Raw genomic sequence first — 17,528 nt, forward strand, 5'->3', positions numbered from 1 at the left:
ATGAAACGCTTGGTGCCGCCCCCGACCGCCTGATCCCGGAGAGCGATGCCGCGCGCCCAGCCTCCGCCATTGCGAGAGGCTGCCATGCCCCAAGTTCATTTCGTCTCGGATTCCCACGTTGGGCACCAGGCCCTCCTCAGTCCGAGGATGCAGACACAACGGTCGTTCGCTTCGATCCAGGAGCATGACGAGACCCTGGTCGAACGCTGGAACGCCGTCGTCCGCACGGAGGACACAGTCTGGCACCTGGGCGACTTCGCCTACCGGTGCACGGAGGCGTATGCGCTCTCGATATTTTTGCGCCTGAACGGACGTAAGCTCCTCATCCGGGGCAATCACGAGAGGATCGGTGAGCGTCTTCCCTGGGCCGAGCCCGTCCGGGACGTGGCGATGATCACCCTGCCGGACTCGGAGGGCGTGATGCAGTCCATATGGCTGAGCCATTACCCCCACGTGAGCTATCCACGCTCGAACCGGGGCGGGCTTCACCTGCATGGGCATTCCCATGGCTCGGTCCCGGGCACGGCGACGCGGGCAGATGTCGGCGTGGATTGCTGGGACTGGGCCCCCGTGACGTTGGACCGGATCCTAGCGCGCTTGGCGACGAACGGATCGGGGACATGACTGCCTCCCGCCTTTGGGTTTTTTCCGACCTGCATCAGGATTGGCCGGAGAATGCCTGGGACCCCGCCGCGCACGCGCCGTCGGGCTGCTTTGACGTGGCGGTCGTCGCCGGTGACGTGCACATGCCCTTGGTCATGGCGCTGGAGTGGCTGGGCGAGCGCTTACCCGGCGTTCCGGTGGTCTACGTGCCTGGCAACCACGATTTGTGGTGGGACCGGGGTGAGGAGCGCTACACGATCCACGACCAACTGACCCGGGGGCGTGAGCGGGCGGGTGCACTCGGCATCCACCTCCTGCTCGACGACGTGGTCATCATCGACGGCGTGCGGTTCGCTGGCGGTACCCTATGGACGGACTTCCGCCTGGGGTCGTTCAACCTGAACCACGGTATCCGCACCGCCCAGGGGCGTGGCGGGATGGTCGATTACCGCCGGATCCGCACGGGTCCGAGGTCGCGCAATCGCATCGAGCCCGAGGATGTGCTCGCGATGCACCGGGTCACCCGTGCCTTCATCGAGGACACCCTGGCCGTAAGCCACTCCGGTCCTACGGTGGTGGTTACCCATCACGCCCCGCATCCGGCGAGCCTTCCCAGGGCCGACGCTGACCTTCGATGGTGCGACGCCTCCGACCTGTCTGACGTCATCCTGGCCCGGGGCCCGGACGTCTGGGTCCACGGACACGTCCACCATGCCTCGGACTATCGAATGGGCCGGACGCGGGTGGTCTGCAATGCAAGGGGGCATATCGAGGAGCGAACCGGGTTCCGACCAGGAAAGGTAGTCCAGGTCCTCAGGGGCGCTTGCCCCGGATCGCCCGACGCAGAGCAAAAGGACGGCTCGTTCGGTAGCGTGTAGTACGTAGCGCTACACGCTACGTACTACAAAATCAGATCTTCCAGTGCGGAGGCATCGATACCTCCGTAAGAAGGGCTGCGTTTTGGTTAGATTGTGACCGTGCCTTCGCATAATGCACGGTCCCTTCGATGGAGGCGCGCCTTGGCATCCTCCTCATGACGCGTACGACCCGGAGCGTGTTTACGACCGGGGCCGGCGAGCGGCTCGTGCGCACCATCGCTCCGTGCTTCGACGAGATCGACGCGGAGCACGCGGCGCTCACGGAGTACCGGGAGAAGGCGGCCGGAAACATCCGCATCTCCGCCGGCGAGCACGCTGCGGACACGGTAATCTGGCCCGCCCTGGAGCGACTCCTGCCCGACGACCCGGACATCACCGCTGAGGTCATGGTCGACAACGGGCTCACGAACATCGTGGCCGAGCGCGACGATGCAGGGGTGCGGCTCGGCGAGCAGGTCGACTAGGACATGTTGGCGGTGCGCATCGGGCCCGACATGCGCATGGCCGTGGTGGGGTCGCCCACATACTTCAAAGGACGGAAGAGGTCTCGCGAGCCGCAAGACCTGACGGAACACAGGTGCATCAACCTGCGGCTCCCGACGCGGGGCGGCATCTACACCTGGGAGTTCGAGAAGGGCACGCGCGAGCTCAACGTGCGCGTGGAGGGTCGCTTGTTGTTCAACAGCAGCTCCCTATCGCTCAAAGCGACGCTTGCCGGGCTTGACCTAGCCTACCTGCCCGAGAACCGGGTACTGGCGCATGGGGCGGAGGGTCGGCTGGTCTGGGTCCTGGACCACTGGTGTCTGCCGTTCCCGGGCTACCATCTGTACTACCCGAGCCGGCGACAGCCCGCTCCGGCCTTCGTCCTGCTTGTCGACGCTCTCCGGCATCGCGATTGAATCCAAGGCCGCTCAAACGCCTTGGCGACCTTCGCGATGTCGCACGTTGCCAGGGTCGTGAGGTGGTGAGCAGGCTCAAAAACGATAGCGATTCCGTTCGTCCCGAATGGGGGTCCAGACGATCAGGGGGCGGGAGGCAGGTTGTTCTTCACGAGGTATTTGATGCCGCGGTCGAAGGACACGTCGTTGTCGCCTCGGATATCCACGCTGTAGGCCTGCTCGGCCTTGTCGCTCCTGAGGTCCTTCACATAGACGTTGATATTCAGGATGAGGTTCGAGACCTTCTGGATCTCGCCCGTGATCGCGACGTCGGCACCGAGCTTCCTTGCATATTCCTCGGCGCAGCCGTTGCAGCGACGCAGGTCCGACCCCTTGGCGACATCCTCCTTTACGGGATCTGTCGATACGATTTCGTAACGGGCACTCTCCTTTAACAACGAGCGAAGCTGATCGCTGAGGGGCTTCAGGCGCGCCTTGTCCGCCAAGGTAGGTCCCTGGATGCCGAGGTCCGCAAGTTGGAAGTCGAAGACCGCGGCCTTCGGCGGATCCGCGAGTGCACCCGTGGGGACCAGGAGCATGGCCCCGAGCGAGGAAACAAGCAGGCGAGAGAGCGTCATTGGCGTTCCTTCTGGGTATTCACACGAAGGTGAACGCACCCGGGAGGCAATCGGACCCCACGCCCTGGACCGCTCACGCTTTCGGAATGGTTTTTGTTCGTCCGGCTCATCGGCCTCTTGGGACTTGCGCATCAATGTTTAAGCCGTCGGAAGTCCCTCCAGGGACCTCCGGCCATGACATGCATGCAGTTTCCACGTACCGACTGATCCGGAAGCGCGGCGCCAAGCGGCAAGCTACTCCACCTGCGGCCTGTTACACTGAAACCGCAACGTCTTGTTCAACGTCCGCTCTCGAACATGAGGTCCGGTATCCTAGGCGGCAAGGGCAGGTCGAAAACAGAACGACAAACTAAAGTAGATTAGCAGGCTGCCGTTCCGATCGAAAGAGTGGAACATGCAGGCGGTCATCGTATAGCAACTGGATTGACGTTGACCTGAGTCGAGCCTTTGTAGAGAGGTTGGCCTAGCACAAAGAGAAACTCGTAGGCCTTATCGCGAACGAGAGCGCGCGAATCGATCAGTTCGAGGTTGTAGATGCCGTTCTTGGCGAGCATGAATTGGTTGACTGGGAACTCCTGCCCATCCTTGGCGGGATAGATCTCTGAAGCCCAGGTATCCCCGCCGAACGCGACGATTCCTTGAGCAGCCAGCCATTCGGCTGCCGGCATTCCAATCCCTGGCTCCACTTCAAGGAATTTCTTGTCGTCTTTCCCGATTAGGTCCAACCAGCCGGTGTTGAAGAGTACAACGTCGCCCTTGCGTAGGGTTACGCCTTCCTTTTTCAGAATGGCCTGGATGTCCGCCACGGTGAACTCGGTTTCCGCAGGAACGATCGGCTTACCGTAATGCTCCACCATGTCGAGAACGACGCCGCGCGTGACCATCGGTGGAACCTTCTCAATCCCAAGCTTGGTCACACCTTCGATCGCGACGAAATCCTTAGCCTTGTTCCCATTGTAGTACGTGTAGTCTATTCCGATATGGCCGATGCCGTTGAGTTGCGTCCCGACCCCAGTCCAGCCGTTGACGACCTCGTCGTTGAAGGTGAACTTGTTCTCGGCTTTGCTCGTACCCCCAGCTTCCCCAGGCTGGACCGTGTAGAGGTGGAAGCTCCGGTGACGGAACGCAGGCAGGTTCTTGTCGATGGGAACGGCCAACGGATAAACCTTGCCGGTCTTCACGAGTTGCACGGCTTGTAGGACGACCTCCGGTGTTAGCAGGTTAGCCGCACCGATCTCATCACCGGCTCCGTATCTGGAGGGATACCAGTTCGGCTCAGCGGCTTGCGAGGGAAATCCTGCAAGCACCATAATGGTGGCGATTGCTCCGGTGATCGACGTCTTGTGGAACATTCGGTAACTTCGTTTTGGGCGCAAGTCTGCACCTTGCTGGTCGGGGTTTCATCGTCGTGAGAGGTTGTTCCTCGCAGGATCACAACATCCCGAACGCTTCCTGCGAGCCGGATTGGCGCGATGAACCTGACGACGAGGGGGTCAGGCGATGGTGGGAACGATGCCTCCTTCGACGCGTAGCGCGGCACCATTTGTGGCCGCCGCTAGTGGGCTCGCAAGGTAAGCTACCATCGTGGCAATTTCGTCCGGCTCGATCATGCGTTGGATCAGCGACAAAGGCCGGTGAACGCGGAAGAACTCCGCTTCCATTGCTTCAGGCGACAAGGTTGGGTCTGAGGTGACGCTCTTGAGGAAATCCCCGATCCCATCCGAGCGGGTCGGACCGGGCATCACAGTATTGACCGTGACGCCAGTGCCCTTGGTGAGCTGCGCCAGCCCCCGTGCGATCGTCAGCTGGGCGGTCTTAGTCACCGCGTAGTGAATCATGTCCGGCGGCGGCACGAGACCAGATTCACTTGACACGAACACGACTCGGCCCCAGCCACGCGCCAACATTCGCGGGAAGTAGGCTCGCGTCAGACGAGCACCGGCCACCACGTTGACCTCGAACAGGCGATGCCAGTCCACGTCGCTGATATCAGCAAAGTCCTTCGCCTCGTAGATTCCTAGGTTATTGACGAGAATGTCGATCTCGGGCGCTTCGCGGACGAGTGTCTCGGCACCGTCCGCCGTGCCGGCGTCCGCTACGATTGCTCGAACTCTACCAAGGGTTGAGATCTCTGCAGTGGCAGCGTCGAGCTTGGCCCCCTGACGCCCGGTGATCACTACCTCTGCGCCTTCCGCTGCTAAACGTCTGGCGATGGCGAGGCCGATCCCTGCTGTCGACCCGGTGACAAGAGCTTTCCGTCCCTTAAGCTGCAGATCCATGATGGCCGTCTCCCAGGTTGACCGCTTGATACGGCGAAGATGTCTATTGCGACGATTGATGACTAGCGCGCACCTGTGCAAGATTGTCGTGCTTTTGATGCACGAATGGCGTTAGTATGGATAATCGGTTTGGTGAGATGGAGGCCTTCCTCCAGGTTGTGCGACGAGGCAGCTTCGCGGCAGCCGCCAAGGCGTTGCGGCAAACACCGTCCGCGGTGAGCCGAGCGGTTGCTCGTCTTGAGGCCCGTCTCGGCGTCGCCCTGTTGCGACGAACCACCCGTTCCCTGATGCTAACGCCGGAGGGCGAGGCATACCGCGAGCAGGCCGCGGAGTTGATGGATGGGCTCGAAGCCATTGAACGGGGTTTTACGGAGAGCACGGCTGAGCCGAGCGGCAAGCTGCGGGTGAACGCCTCGGTCCCCTTCGGTACCCACGTCATCCTGCCGCTCCTGCCCCGTTTCATGGCCGAGCATCCGCGGATGAGCCTCGACCTGGCACTGACGGACGAGGTGATTGATCTGGCGTCGACACAGGCAGATGTTGCCATCCGCATCGGTCCCTTGCGCGATACGCGCTTGCGGGCGCGGCGGCTCGGATGCAGCCGGATGGTTGTGGTAGCAGCCCCCTCCTACCTTGGGGCGCACGGGACCCCTGCACATCCAGACGATCTCTCCGAGCACAACTGCCTCAACTTCAGCTTTCGCCGCTCCATCGATACGTGGCCCTTCCGCGTCGGATCGAGCGTGAGCCAGCGGCCAATCCAGGGAAACTTTTTCGGCAATTCCGGTGAGGTTGTGCGGCTCATGGCGGTCGGGGGCGCGGGTATTGCCCGCTTCGGTCATTTCCATGTGGCAGCAGACCTCGCTGCCGGACGGCTTGTGTCCGTGTTGGAGATCTTCCATCCGGGCGATGTCGAGGAGATCCATGCCCTTTTTGTCGGGCATGCGCGGTTGTCAGGACGTACGCGAGCGTTCGTAGATTTCCTTGCCGCTCATGCGACCGTCAGTGGCTGAACTGTCTCGGCTTCCGCTCATCCCCATGGTGCTCAACACTGTGGACATCACAGTTCTGATTGGAACTTGCCGCTGAGAAGTCGGTCTGTGGCTGTACGCCCGATCGAGGTTTGCCTCGCCTGCGCCACCGTCAGCCATACGGCGGACACGAAAAAGTAGAAGGCGCTCAGCAAGGTGTAGGGCGCGGCATCCGTAATCCCGGGTGCCGCAGTGCAATTTCGAAGAAGTAGGTGCTAGCTGGAGCCGACTATGCCCCACTCAGCACCATCGCCCACTGCGCACCTGTGCTCCACCGCCGTACGCCGGTGGCAAGCTGTAACAGGCCAGCGAGGATACGCCGGTCTCGCGGGACGCAACTGCGCCTGGATTTCAGGCAGGTACCTGGCAAACTGCTTCGATATTGTTCCCATCAGGGTCGCGAACGAAGGCAGCGTAGTAATTGGGGTGGTACTGTTCGCGAATGCCGGGAGCACCATTGTCAGTCCCCCCAGTCGCGAGCGCAGCGCGGTGGAAGGCGTTCACGATATCCCGATTGCTCGTCGCGAGTGCTAGGTGAATGGGCGTACCCAACGCCTCTCCATCATGGAACCAGATCCTGGGATATCCGTCCCGTCCTAAGCCGTATCGTACGCCACCCGTGCGTGATCGCTCGGGACCCACACGGATGACGACGGTCATGCCAAATGGGCGGAGCGCTCCTTCGTAGAAGCGCCGTGAACGCTCTGCGTCCGCAACCGCGAACTCGATATGATCCAGGACTGCGCCGCCGGTCGAACCGACCTTCCCATTCATCATGGCTTGTACTCCGTGCTGGAAGCTAAAATCAGGATCTACGGTCGCGGGCGCCCATCCGGACCGACAGACCCGCTTGGGCGAGCCCCTTGGAAAAGGCGAGCCCGAGGCCGTTGTTCGCGCCGGTCACCAGCGCGTGTCGTTTGTCCGTCATGACGGCATCACCCTGCGGTAGCTTCGGCCGGGGCAGCCACATGCTTGCTAACGTCGCCGAACAAGCGGCCCTCAACCTCGCGCAACACGAAGCGCCATGTGCCGTCGTGACGCTCGAATCTGTCGATGTACCGTCCGGTTACGATCGGCTGCAGCGGAAGACCCGGCAGTTCCTGGTGGACCGTGAAGTAGCAAATCGAGCTGGCGGCCGTCTCTGACTCGACCTCGACGATAACGTTCGAAACCGAGTGCCAAGTACGCGGCGTGTCGTCGACGTGAACCAACCGGTCGAGACCCATGCTCATCCCCCCATGCGTATGGTCTGAGTGCTCTGAAGCGCCACGCCCTTCGAGGCCGCGTGTTCCGCATCCCTTGGTTGTGGTGGTTGAGCAGGACGATGGGGGCGCCCGACGGGGTTAATTAGCCCATCACGCTCCGCACCCGACGAGCCCTACCTAGGGCCGACGCGGATCTTCGGTGGAGAGATGCCTCCGACCTGTCTGACCTCATCCTGGACCGGGGACCGGGCGTGTGGGTCCACGGTCACGTCCACCATGCCTCGGACTATCGGGTTGGCCGGACGCCGGTGGTCTGTAACGCGAGGGGGCACATCGAGGAGCGAACGGGATACGTTCCGGGAAAGGTAGTTCAGGTCCGCAACGGCGCTTGCCCTGGATCGCCTAACGCGGAGCAAGAGGACGACTCGCCGGGTAGCGTGTAGTAAGTAGTGCTACACGCTACTTGCTACGAAATTAGATCTGCGAGTGTGGAGACGTCGAGGCCGCCGTAAGGGGGGGCCGGCCGACCCGCATGCTAGCCCGGAAGGAATGCAGACGGCGGCGTAGACGTCAGGGTAACCTGTGATGCTGAGCGCATTCAGGCTCCTTCGAAATCAGGCCGCGTGCTGAATGGCGTCGATAACCTGGGATGCCGCATAGGGCTTGGGGACGAACAGGCCGTGATCGGGAACCTCGTGGTCGGCGAACCGGTGGCGCCCCGACGTCAGGACGAGTCGAATATCGGGCCAGTTCTCGTACACGCGCTCGGCCAGGACCACTCCGTTCATGGATCCTGGCATGTCGACATCGGAGAACAACACCCCGATATCCGACCGCTCGTGGAGGATAGACCAGGCCTCGTCGGCATGGCGCGCCTCAACCACTACGAAGCCTGCGTCCTCCAGGATATCGACAGCCATCAGCCGTACGAGGTCCTGGTCCTCGACCAGGAGGATGACCGATGCTTCGGGGGAACGCTTCGTCGACATAAGTGGGCAACAGCCATGGGTGCCATCGGTTGCAGCCCTGGCCGGGATCAACATTCCTTAGCCCCAATCTCCTAGAGTCGTGAGCGACCAGCGCCAGGTCGTCGGCGTCAGCCTAACGCACGTCGCCCCCTCAGCACGGAGACGCCCGTTGAGGGCGCCCATGCCAGGGAGTGGCATCGTCATTGGCGGAGGAAGGTAGTCAGCCTCTCCGATCTCCCATAACGCTTTGGCATGAACGAATTTCAGCAGGATCTGGCAGGGACCACGGAGCGGACGTCAGCGGAGAGCCGTCTCGACGCGATCCGCAAGCACGGGGGCATCTTCGTCGATGCGGTCCGTCTCACCCGCATGCCAATGATGGTCACCGACGCCACCCTGCCGGGCAACCCCATCATCTTTGCCAATCAGGCATTCATGGACTTATCGGGTTACAGCCTGGATGAGCTGACTGGTCAGGATCCGCACTTCATGAACGGTGAAGGGACCGACGCCGCGGCCATCCAGCAGTACGAAGCCGCCATCCGTGAAGGGCGCGACGAGACCCTGGAGGTCCTGCAATACCGCAAGGACGGCAAGCCGTTCCGCTCCATGTTGTTCGCCAGCCCGCTCGACGATGGCAAGGGGACCGTCACCAACCACTTCCTGTCCTACCTCGACATCACCCGACGGTTCGATGCAGAGCGGGACTTGCAGGCACTGGCAGCCTCCCTGGAGCAGCGGGTTGCGGAGCGAACACGCGAGTTGGAAGCCGCGAACACCCAGTTGAAGAAGCTCGCGACCGAACGGGAGATGCTGCTGGTCGAGGTCAACCATCGGGCCAAGAACAGCCTCTCCATCGCCTCGGCGCTGCTCAATCTGCAAGGGCGGCGTCAGGCCGACCCGGCGGTGAAGGCCCTGTTCTCGGAGACCCAGGAGCGGCTCAACGCGATGGCGCGCGCGCACGACCTGCTAAGCCGGTCGGAAAGCGTGCAACAGGTCGATGCCGGGACCTACGTGGCCGATCTCTGCGCGGCACTGGAGGCGATCACCGAAAGCGACGCGCGCATCCGGCTGGAGGCCAAGGTCGAGGAAGGCATCTTCGTCAGCGCCGACAAGGCCATCCCCCTCGGACTGGCGTTGACCGAGTTGATTACGAACGCGGTCAAATACGCGTTCCCTTCGCCCCGCTCAGGCACCATCCTCGCACAGGTGCGCCGTCATCAACCCGGCCGGGTTGAATTGGTCATTCAGGATAACGGGGTGGGCATGAAGGGGCTGCGCGAGGGTTCGCTCGGCTACGGATTGGTGCGTTCCCTGGTGCAGCAGATCGACGGCGAGATCGACATCCGTAGCGAAAGTGGGGTGACGGTGAGGATTTCGTTCCCGGACTTGCCTCCGGAGAGCCAGAGTCTCGCCGACATGCTCCGGACGTAAGGGCCGGAACAGCGAGGTCCCGTCATCCAAGGCCCTGAGATGCAATGCCCCGACATCGATCCGCACGGCATGCGGGTCCGCGCATAGGACCGCCATTCGCCGCGTGCGAGCCTCGCGTCCGGTAGGCGAGGATGTCATGCGACGGTACGATTTCCTTGTGCCTTGAGGCCGTCCAGGCCATCGATGCCAGCAGGTGCCATGGAACGATCCGCTGCCCGCAAGCGTGACCCTACAATGAGCTCGACCCAGCACAGAGAAACCGCGCGACTTCAGGCATTGGACAGCTATCGTATGCTGGACACCCCGCGGGAAAGCGACTTCGATGAGATCGCCGAGGCCGCCGCCGAGCTGTGCGATGCCCCCATTGGTGTGGTCAACCTGATCGGGGACGGACGCCAGTTCTTCAAGGCGGAGGTCGGCCTGGGCGTGCGCGAGACGCCGCTCGATTCCTCCTTCTGCCGCCAAGCCCTCCTTCAAGAAGACTTCCTGTACGTCCAGGACGCGAGCCGAGACCCGCGGTTCGAGGGTAACCCCCTCGTCACCGGTGGCCCCTGCCTGCGCTTCTACGCCGGTGCGTTGCTCAAGACGGCCGAAGGGCACCCCATCGGCACGGTCTGCGTCCTCGACACCAAGCCGCACGACCTCACCGACCGGCAACGCAAGGGCCTGCTACGGCTCGCGCGACAGACCATGGCCCAGATGGAATTGCGCCGGTCGCTTCGTGAACACGCCGAGCAGCGCCTGCTCCACGAGCGCATCCTTGATAGCGCGACGGACTACGCCATCATCGCGACCGACCCGGAGGGAAACGTCACCAGATGGAACGCCGGTGCCGAGAACGTGCTCGGCTGGAGCGAGGCCGAGATACTGGGCCGACCGGTCTCCGTGTTCTTCACGCCCGAGGACCGCGCCGTAGGGCGACCGGAGACCGAGAGGGTGCTCGCGCTGGAGCACGGCAGCGCCCCCGACGAGCGCTGGCACCTGCGCAGGGATGGAAGCCGTTTCTGGGCGTCCGGCAAGACGATGCCGCTGAGGTCCAACGACGAACAGGTTGTGGGCTTCCTCAAGATCCTGCGCGACCGCACAGGGCAGCGCGAGGACAACGCGGCCCTTGAGGCGAGTGAACTTCGGTATCGCTCGCTGGTCGAGGTCAGCCCGCAGGTCGTGTGGTTCGGCGATGCCGAAGGCAACGTCACCTACTGCAATGCCTACTGGTACGACTACACGGGCCTGCCCGCCGGCCAGATCGGCGAGGCGAGTTGGCTCGGAGCCATCCATCCCGATCACCGGGAGCCCACGCGGCGGGCTTGGCTGGTAGCGGCCGCGTCGGGGCAGCCATACGAGGTGGAATTTCCGTTGCGGGGAGGCGACGGACAGTATCGCTGGTTCCTGTCGCGGGCTCGTCCGATGCGGTCTGCAGATGGGACCGTGCGCAGCTGGATCGGTACCTCGCTCGACATCCACGAGCGTAAGGTCGCAGAGGAGCGCTTCCAGACCCTGACCGAGCTTTCGCCGACCGTCATCTGGTTCGGCAATCCTGACGGAAGCCTCAGCTACCTCAACGACCGTTGGTACGCCTACACCGGCCAGACACCCGAGCAATCCCTGCCGATGGGATGGACCGCCGTGATCCATCCTGATGACCAGGCTGGCTTGATGCGGGTGTGGGAAGAGGCACGTGGGCGGGAGGTTCTCTTCGACACCGAAGCGCGCCTGCGACGGGCCGATGGCGCCTATCGCTGGTTCCTGATCCGGGCCGAGCCCATGCGGAACGGGGCCGGCGCGGTGGCCGGCTGGCTCGGCAGCAACAGCGATATCCACGACCGCCGGCGAACCGAGGACGACCTCCGCAAGGCGCGGGAGCAGTTACGCCTCGCCGTCGAGGCGACCGGGACAGGCGTTTTCGACTACGACCTCATCGGAGACGTGTTGAACTGGGATTTCCGCACCCGCTCGTTCTTCGGCCTAGGGCCGGACGCGACGGTCAACTTAGACGTCTACCTGTCGCGCTTGCACCCGGATGACCGGGATCGTTGCAACGCGGCGGTGACTGCCGCAATCGATCCAGATGGCGACGGCGCATACGACGTTACATATCGCACCGTAGCCCCCGAGGACGGGGTCGAACGCTGGGTTTACGCCAAGGGCCAGACCCTTTTCGAGGACGGTAGGCCGGTACGCCTTATCGGCACGGCACGAGACGTCACCGAAAGCCGGCTGGCGGAACAGGTGCTGCGGGAGACCGAGGAACGCTACCGTCTCGCGGCCCGTGCGACGAACGACGCTATCTGGGACTGGAACCTGGGCACGGACCATATCCTCTGGAACGAGGCGGTGCAGACCCTGTTCGGCTATGCCCCCGAGGCGGTCGGACCGAGCGGTTCTTGGTGGAAGGAGCACATCCATCCCGATGACGTGGAACGCGTGAAGTCAAGCATCTACGCCGTGATCGAGGGGGAAGGCTCTGGTTGGATGGATGAGTACCGGTTCCTGCGTGCGAATGGGACCTACGCCGCCATCCTCGACCGCGGCTACGTCATTCGGGACGCCAACGGCAAGGCTGTGCGCATGATTGGCGCCATGCTCGATATGTCCGAACGCAAGCGGGCGGAAGAGGAGCAGCGCCTGCTGACTGGCGAGCTTCAGCACCGGGTTAAGAACACCCTCGCCCTGGTGCAGGCAATCGCCAGCCAAAGCCTGCGCGGCGGGACCGATGTCGACGAGATGCGCGAGGCGTTCGCCTCTCGCCTGATCTCGCTGGGGCGTGCCCACGACATCCTCACGGCATCGAGCTGGACCGAGGCACCCATCTCCGAGGTGGTGGAAGGTGCGCTCGCCGTGCACCGTGAAGCCCAGGCCCAGCGCATCCGTGCGAGCGGCCCCAACGTGCGCCTCGCCGCCAAGCCCGCCCTTTCGCTGGCGCTTGCCCTGCATGAGCTCGCCACCAACGCGTCCAAGTACGGGGCCCTCTCGAACCAAATGGGGTCCGTCGACCTACGCTGGCACGTCGTGCACGAGGGGGACACCCCACGCTTCTGCTTGACCTGGTCCGAACATGGGGGGCCGCCCATCCTGGCCCAGCCGACCCGGCGTGGCTTCGGCTCGCGCCTTATCGAGCGCAGCTTCGCGGCGGAGGTGGGCGGCGAGGTGAGGCTCACCTACGCCTCGACCGGTCTCGTCTGCCGTTTGGAAGCCTCGCTTGCGGCGATGCAGGAGCAGCGCGACAGCAATGCGGCCTGAGGTGGATATCACCCCGAAGTGGTTTGCCGCCGGTCCTGGGTACGGTCATCGCGCCGCCTATGTCTCCGGCCTGAACTTCCATTTCCGACGGCCAGGGAGCCGAGGAGCACGGTTGATTCCTTCATGCCGCTGACCAAACGCATCGTGGGCCTTGTCGCGCTGGCACTCGTGCCCGCCCTCGCCATCCAGGGTTACAACGAATACGCGCTCCGCTCCGCGCGGGGCGAGGCCGTGCGCAACGAGGCGATGCGCGCGGCTCGCAGCGTCGCAGCGGATCTTGGCCAGTTCGGGCGTGGCACCCGCCAGGTGCTCGGCATCCTCACCGAGGTTCCGGAGATCAAGGATAAGGACCCGGCGAGTTGCACGGCCTACCTGAAGACCCTGCTCGGCAAGGTGCCCGGAGCCTTCTTCTTCGGGGTGGCGGACGCAGACGGCAGCATAGTCTGCAACACCCTGGGCTCGGCGCGAGGGGCCTACACCCTTGCCGACCGCGGCTATTTCCAGGATGCGATGCGTACAGGCGGCTTCGCCATTGGTGACTTCGTGACGGGCCGGATCACCAAGAGGCCAACACTGCAGTTCGCCCAGGCGATACCCGGGGCCGGTGACCGCCCTGAGGGTGTCGTGATCGCGAGCATCGACCTGGACCATCTCGCCGAACATCAGGCGCGGGCCGGCCTGCCTCCAAATGCCACGCTCACGGTCTCGGACCGGAAGGGCTCCATCCTGATCCGGGTACCAGACCACGCGGAGTGGGTCGGCAAGCCCCTGCCTCCCGACTTCTGGTCAGCGATCACGGCCAACCGCGGCAAGGTCATCGACCTTCCGGGTCTACGTGGGAACATGCGCATCACCGGCATCGCGGCAGCGACCGCGGACGACCTCGAATCCGTGACCGTCGCCGTAGGCCTCTCGCCCAAGACCGCATTCGCGGACATCGACGCGGCGACCCGACGAGGGGTCATCCTGATTCTCCTTGGCGCCTTCCTGGCCTTGGCCGCTGCACTGCTGGCCGGGCGTGTCCTGATCCGCCGCCCCGTACGGCGCCTACTGCGGGCAGCCTCGGAGTGGCGATCCGGTGACCTTAGCGCACGGACCGGCCTCTCGGGCCCGTCCGAGTTCGGTCAGCTAGGGGAAGCGTTCGACGCCATGGCGGCCTCTCTGCAGAGCCACGAGGGCGAACTGCGTTCCGAGATCTCCCACAGCCACCTGTTGCAGGAGCGGCAGACGATGATGCTGCATGAGCTCAATCATCGGGTTCGCAACACGCTGGCGACGGTGCAGTCCCTTGCCCGTCAATCGCGTCGGGGCGATGCCGCGGACGAGCGGCTAGAGGGACGCATCCTCTCACTGTCGAAGACGCACGACCTGCTCTCACGGGACGATTGGACCGGGGCCTCGCTTGGCACGGTGCTGGAGAACGAGTTGGCGCCCTTCCGAGAGGGCCAGGAGGACCGCTTCAAGCTGGACGGCACCGACATCGACCTGTCACCGCGCTACGTCCTCGCGCTCGGCATGACGGTGCACGAACTCACCACCAATGCGGCCAAGTACGGCGCGCTCTCTGCGGAGGAAGGGCGCGTGGACATCGCCTGGCGCGTCGTCAACGGCGAAAGCGGGGCGGCCAGGCTGGCGATGGAGTGGCGAGAGAGTGGCGGTCCTCCCGTCGTTGAGCCGCGTCGGCGGGGTTACGGCACGCGCCTGATCACCGGTGGCATCACCCACGAGCTCGGGGGCATGGTTCGGCTGGCGTTCGAGCCCGAGGGCCTGCGTTGCACGGTTGATGTGCCCCTCGACGCCCAGGACCGCTTCACCTCGTTCAGGCCGGGCGATACTACCTCAACGCGAACTGCCGCCTAGTTGCGCGGTTCGCGTTTCCGACCGGGATCCCGCCTTCTCTTCGGACGTCCATCGGCAGCCCATCTCATTCGTTTCGTGCCTGGCCGCTTCAATTTGTGTTCGTCGTTATAAAACCTAGGGTCTGAACTCAATCAGCTTGATTATGGGAAGGTTGGAGTTGGGTGGGGAGCGGATCCTTACCTTCCAGCCTTAAGCGGACGTTCCGCCTTCGACCCAACCCAGATGCCTGGACCGCCGTCATCGCTTCTCCGAAGCGGACGTTCGTCGGCCATCCGACAACTTCGGCTTGGGGTGGGAAGCGGTCCTGGAGATTTCGTCCCGAAGCCGACACTGCGCCTCCCTCCCGGGAAAGCCATTGCAGTCACCCTTTGCAAGTCTTCAAAGCCGCCATCAGCAAAACTGGCTGTCGATCCGAGGCAGGCCGAAACGCTGCTCAATGGCATAAAGTGACGCGATGAGACGCAGCGACAAGAGTTTCGAGCGGGTCAGTAACTTTACTCCGTATGCGTTGGTCGATAATTGAGCTAAGGCCATTCAAAATAGTGAACCTGGAGGGGGAAAGCACAATGGCCGATTTTAGAAGCAAAGGGCTAAAGTTCGAATATTTCGATGCGGCTTTGAACGTTGCGAATTTAGCAGTTAACTTGGTCTCGCTGATTCCTGGTGTTGAACTCCCTAAAGAATTGACCCAACTCTTTGGTGGTGCAGACACGGATCCGACCGTGGAACGCCTGGATGATATGAGCGAGCAGCTCGATCAGATCGTCGAGCTGAATAAAAAGGTTCTTGCGGCAGTCGATGAAGTTCGAAATGATATAGATCAAAATATTCTGTCAAATATCAAGTCCGACGTAGACGATGCTAAATCTTACGTTCATCAGTACTTAACAACAAGCGACCCTGAACTAGCCGGTAAATACCTGTTTGAGGCAGAAAGACTCTCGACATCTGCGGTCACGCGGGCGAAAAACTATCTCTTGGATAGTAACTCTGATGCCGCCATTGCCGTTCCGGCGCTGCTATCGGCAATTACCACTCGAATCGCCGTCATCCGCGAGATCGGCGATGGGGCAACGTCTAGCGAACAATACAAAGGGACATTGCGAACGGCTATTGAATCGCTGTCCACGGGCATCGAAAAGTTCGAAGAGACCGCCCAGAACAATATGCCGGCCAAGCTCGATGTTTGGGAGAGGCAAGCCGGTGATTTCACGCAGGTATGGATCAGAGTTTCCTACGAGCCGGCGTCCGGACCGATTTTTCAGGCCGAAATATTCGCAGGGGATAAGGGGACTGCATCGGTACAGCAGATGCTCGATGCTTCAACCCTCATTTCGGGCAACGGATTTCAATCTTTAAGAGAAGTGACTGATTATAGTGCCATCAAGGACCTATACGTAAGGCGCGCACCTGTCGAGCAAACTACAAAACCGAATTTTTTAACTGATTTCAATAAATTAGAAGAAGATACCTTCAACAATTATTTTAGAGAAGCAAGAGGCATTGAAAAACTCGAAAAGGCTGCCGCTGCCCTGATGAGCTTGACGCAAGGTCAGCATATCAAGGGTACAAACAGCGATGACAACAATATTCAGATTGATTCAAGTCTCGATGTAATCACCACCAAATGGGGTGAGAAGTTGCTCGTCCCTCATACCCTGGAGGGCCTGAAAGGCAACGACACTCTCTTCGGTGGCCAAGGCGGCGACACGCTCCGGGGCGGTGGCGGCGGGATCGTGTACAGCGCAGAGGGCGACGGCAACGATACCCTTCACGGCAACGGCGGCGACGACATCCTGATCGGCGGCACGGGCAAAGACTGGCTCGACGGCGGCGTCGGTGACGACCGTATGGACGGCGGCGACGGCATCGACATCGCGAGCTACAAATCGGCGAAGGCCGGCGTGATCGTGTCCCTCGATGAGCAGGACTGGCAGGCGGTCGTTCCGGAGAAGACGATCGTGTTTCAACCAGACCCTTTCCCCTCCGAGGGTGGAGTCATCATCACCCCCCCTCCCGTCATAACAAAAGTCCCGGCGGAGAAAGACCGCCTCCTGAACATCGAAAACCTCGAAGGCAGCGAGTTCGGCGATCAGCTCACGGGTGACGAAGGGAACAACGTCATCTTCGGTTTGGCCGGCAACGATACCATCAATGGCGGTAGGGGCGCGGACCAGATGAAGGGCGGCGTCGGCGACGACACCTACGTCGTCGACAACGCCAGGGATGTCGTCGTCGAGGCGGCTAATGCCGGCACCGACATCGTCCGCTCGTCCGTCAGCTTCACGTTGGCGGTCAACGTCGAAAACCTAACGCTGGTCGGCACGGCTGCCCTCAACGGCACCGGCAACGCGCTGGCCAACACGATCGTGGGCAACGGCGCAGCCAACGTCCTCAATGGCGGGGCCGGGGCCGACATGATGATCGGCGGGGCCGGCTCGGACACTTACATCGTCGACAATGCCGGCGACAAAGCTATCGAGGCGAGCGACGGCACAGGCGCCGATCTCGTCA

The 17,528-nt window shown here is 62.5% G+C and carries 14 protein-coding genes and 2 pseudogenes; 8 read left to right on the top strand and 8 right to left on the bottom strand.

The window, feature by feature from the left end:
• Positions 1–84: 84 nt before the first annotated feature.
• From K368_RS0106740 to K368_RS24075, 3 genes and pseudogenes are all read left to right on the top strand, one after another.
• Positions 85–624, top strand: coding sequence for a metallophosphoesterase (locus tag K368_RS0106740; RefSeq protein WP_027171731.1), 540 nt, complete (start codon positions 85–87; stop codon positions 622–624).
• Positions 621–1,481: a metallophosphoesterase gene (locus tag K368_RS0106745; protein ID WP_027171732.1), complete on the top strand. Its 861-nt coding sequence runs from the start codon at positions 621–623 to the stop codon at positions 1,479–1,481. The genes K368_RS0106740 and K368_RS0106745 overlap by 4 nt, the downstream gene beginning before the upstream one ends.
• A gap of 116 nt (positions 1,482–1,597) precedes the next feature.
• Positions 1,598–2,380: pseudogene (locus tag K368_RS24075) on the top strand (LysR substrate-binding domain-containing protein); the annotation flags it as partial.
• Positions 2,381–2,502: 122 nt separating this feature from the next.
• On the opposite strand, the gene K368_RS0106755 reads toward K368_RS24075, so the two are convergent.
• The 3 genes from K368_RS0106755 to K368_RS0106765 form a co-directional block, all read right to left on the bottom strand.
• The gene (locus K368_RS0106755) at positions 2,503–2,997 is read right to left on the bottom strand and encodes a DUF3280 domain-containing protein (protein ID WP_027171733.1); all 495 of its coding nucleotides are present in this window, start codon (positions 2,995–2,997) and stop codon (positions 2,503–2,505) included.
• A gap of 404 nt (positions 2,998–3,401) precedes the next feature.
• Positions 3,402–4,349 (bottom strand): cyclase family protein, encoded by a 948-nt coding sequence (locus K368_RS0106760; protein ID WP_081739517.1) that lies wholly within the window; start codon positions 4,347–4,349, stop codon positions 3,402–3,404.
• Positions 4,350–4,490: 141 nt separating this feature from the next.
• The gene (locus K368_RS0106765) at positions 4,491–5,276 is read right to left on the bottom strand and encodes an SDR family oxidoreductase (protein WP_027171735.1); all 786 of its coding nucleotides are present in this window, start codon (positions 5,274–5,276) and stop codon (positions 4,491–4,493) included.
• A gap of 116 nt (positions 5,277–5,392) precedes the next feature.
• Here K368_RS0106765 and K368_RS0106770 point away from each other — a divergent pair, with 116 nt between their 5' ends.
• Positions 5,393–6,289: a LysR family transcriptional regulator gene (locus K368_RS0106770; RefSeq protein WP_027171736.1), complete on the top strand. Its 897-nt coding sequence runs from the start codon at positions 5,393–5,395 to the stop codon at positions 6,287–6,289.
• Positions 6,290–6,336: 47 nt separating this feature from the next.
• On the opposite strand, the pseudogene K368_RS27300 reads toward K368_RS0106770, so the two are convergent.
• The 5 genes and pseudogenes from K368_RS27300 to K368_RS0106780 all read right to left on the bottom strand — a co-directional run.
• Positions 6,337–6,623: pseudogene (locus K368_RS27300) on the bottom strand (hypothetical protein); the annotation flags it as partial.
• A 35-nt stretch (positions 6,624–6,658) separates the two neighbouring features.
• Positions 6,659–7,084, bottom strand: a complete 426-nt coding sequence (locus K368_RS25880) for a VOC family protein (protein WP_348625527.1) — start codon at positions 7,082–7,084, stop codon at positions 6,659–6,661.
• Positions 7,085–7,112: 28 nt separating this feature from the next.
• Positions 7,113–7,235, bottom strand: coding sequence for a hypothetical protein (locus K368_RS27565; RefSeq protein WP_280940227.1), 123 nt, complete (start codon positions 7,233–7,235; stop codon positions 7,113–7,115).
• Positions 7,236–7,242: 7 nt separating this feature from the next.
• On the bottom strand, positions 7,243–7,539 hold the full coding sequence (locus tag K368_RS24080) for a nuclear transport factor 2 family protein (protein WP_081739518.1): 297 nt from the start codon (positions 7,537–7,539) through the stop codon (positions 7,243–7,245).
• Between the two features lie 587 nt (positions 7,540–8,126).
• The gene (locus tag K368_RS0106780) at positions 8,127–8,501 is read right to left on the bottom strand and encodes a response regulator (RefSeq protein WP_027171737.1); all 375 of its coding nucleotides are present in this window, start codon (positions 8,499–8,501) and stop codon (positions 8,127–8,129) included.
• Positions 8,502–8,732: 231 nt separating this feature from the next.
• On the opposite strand from K368_RS0106780, the gene K368_RS24085 reads away from it, so the two are divergent.
• The 4 genes from K368_RS24085 to K368_RS26520 form a co-directional block, all read left to right on the top strand.
• Entirely contained in the window at positions 8,733–9,914 is a 1,182-nt protein-coding gene (locus K368_RS24085; protein ID WP_051439787.1) for a sensor histidine kinase, read from the top strand.
• Between the two features lie 291 nt (positions 9,915–10,205).
• Positions 10,206–13,154: a PAS domain-containing protein gene (locus K368_RS0106790; protein WP_245259525.1), complete on the top strand. Its 2,949-nt coding sequence runs from the start codon at positions 10,206–10,208 to the stop codon at positions 13,152–13,154.
• Positions 13,155–13,277: 123 nt separating this feature from the next.
• Positions 13,278–15,014, top strand: coding sequence for an HWE histidine kinase domain-containing protein (locus K368_RS24090; RefSeq protein WP_051439788.1), 1,737 nt, complete (start codon positions 13,278–13,280; stop codon positions 15,012–15,014).
• Between the two features lie 566 nt (positions 15,015–15,580).
• On the top strand, positions 15,581–17,528 hold a 1,948-nt coding region (locus tag K368_RS26520), incomplete at its 3' end, for a calcium-binding protein (RefSeq protein ID WP_197030987.1).

This window comes from Methylobacterium sp. 10 (assembly GCF_000519085.1).
Taxonomy (GTDB): Bacteria; Pseudomonadota; Alphaproteobacteria; order Rhizobiales; family Beijerinckiaceae; genus Methylobacterium.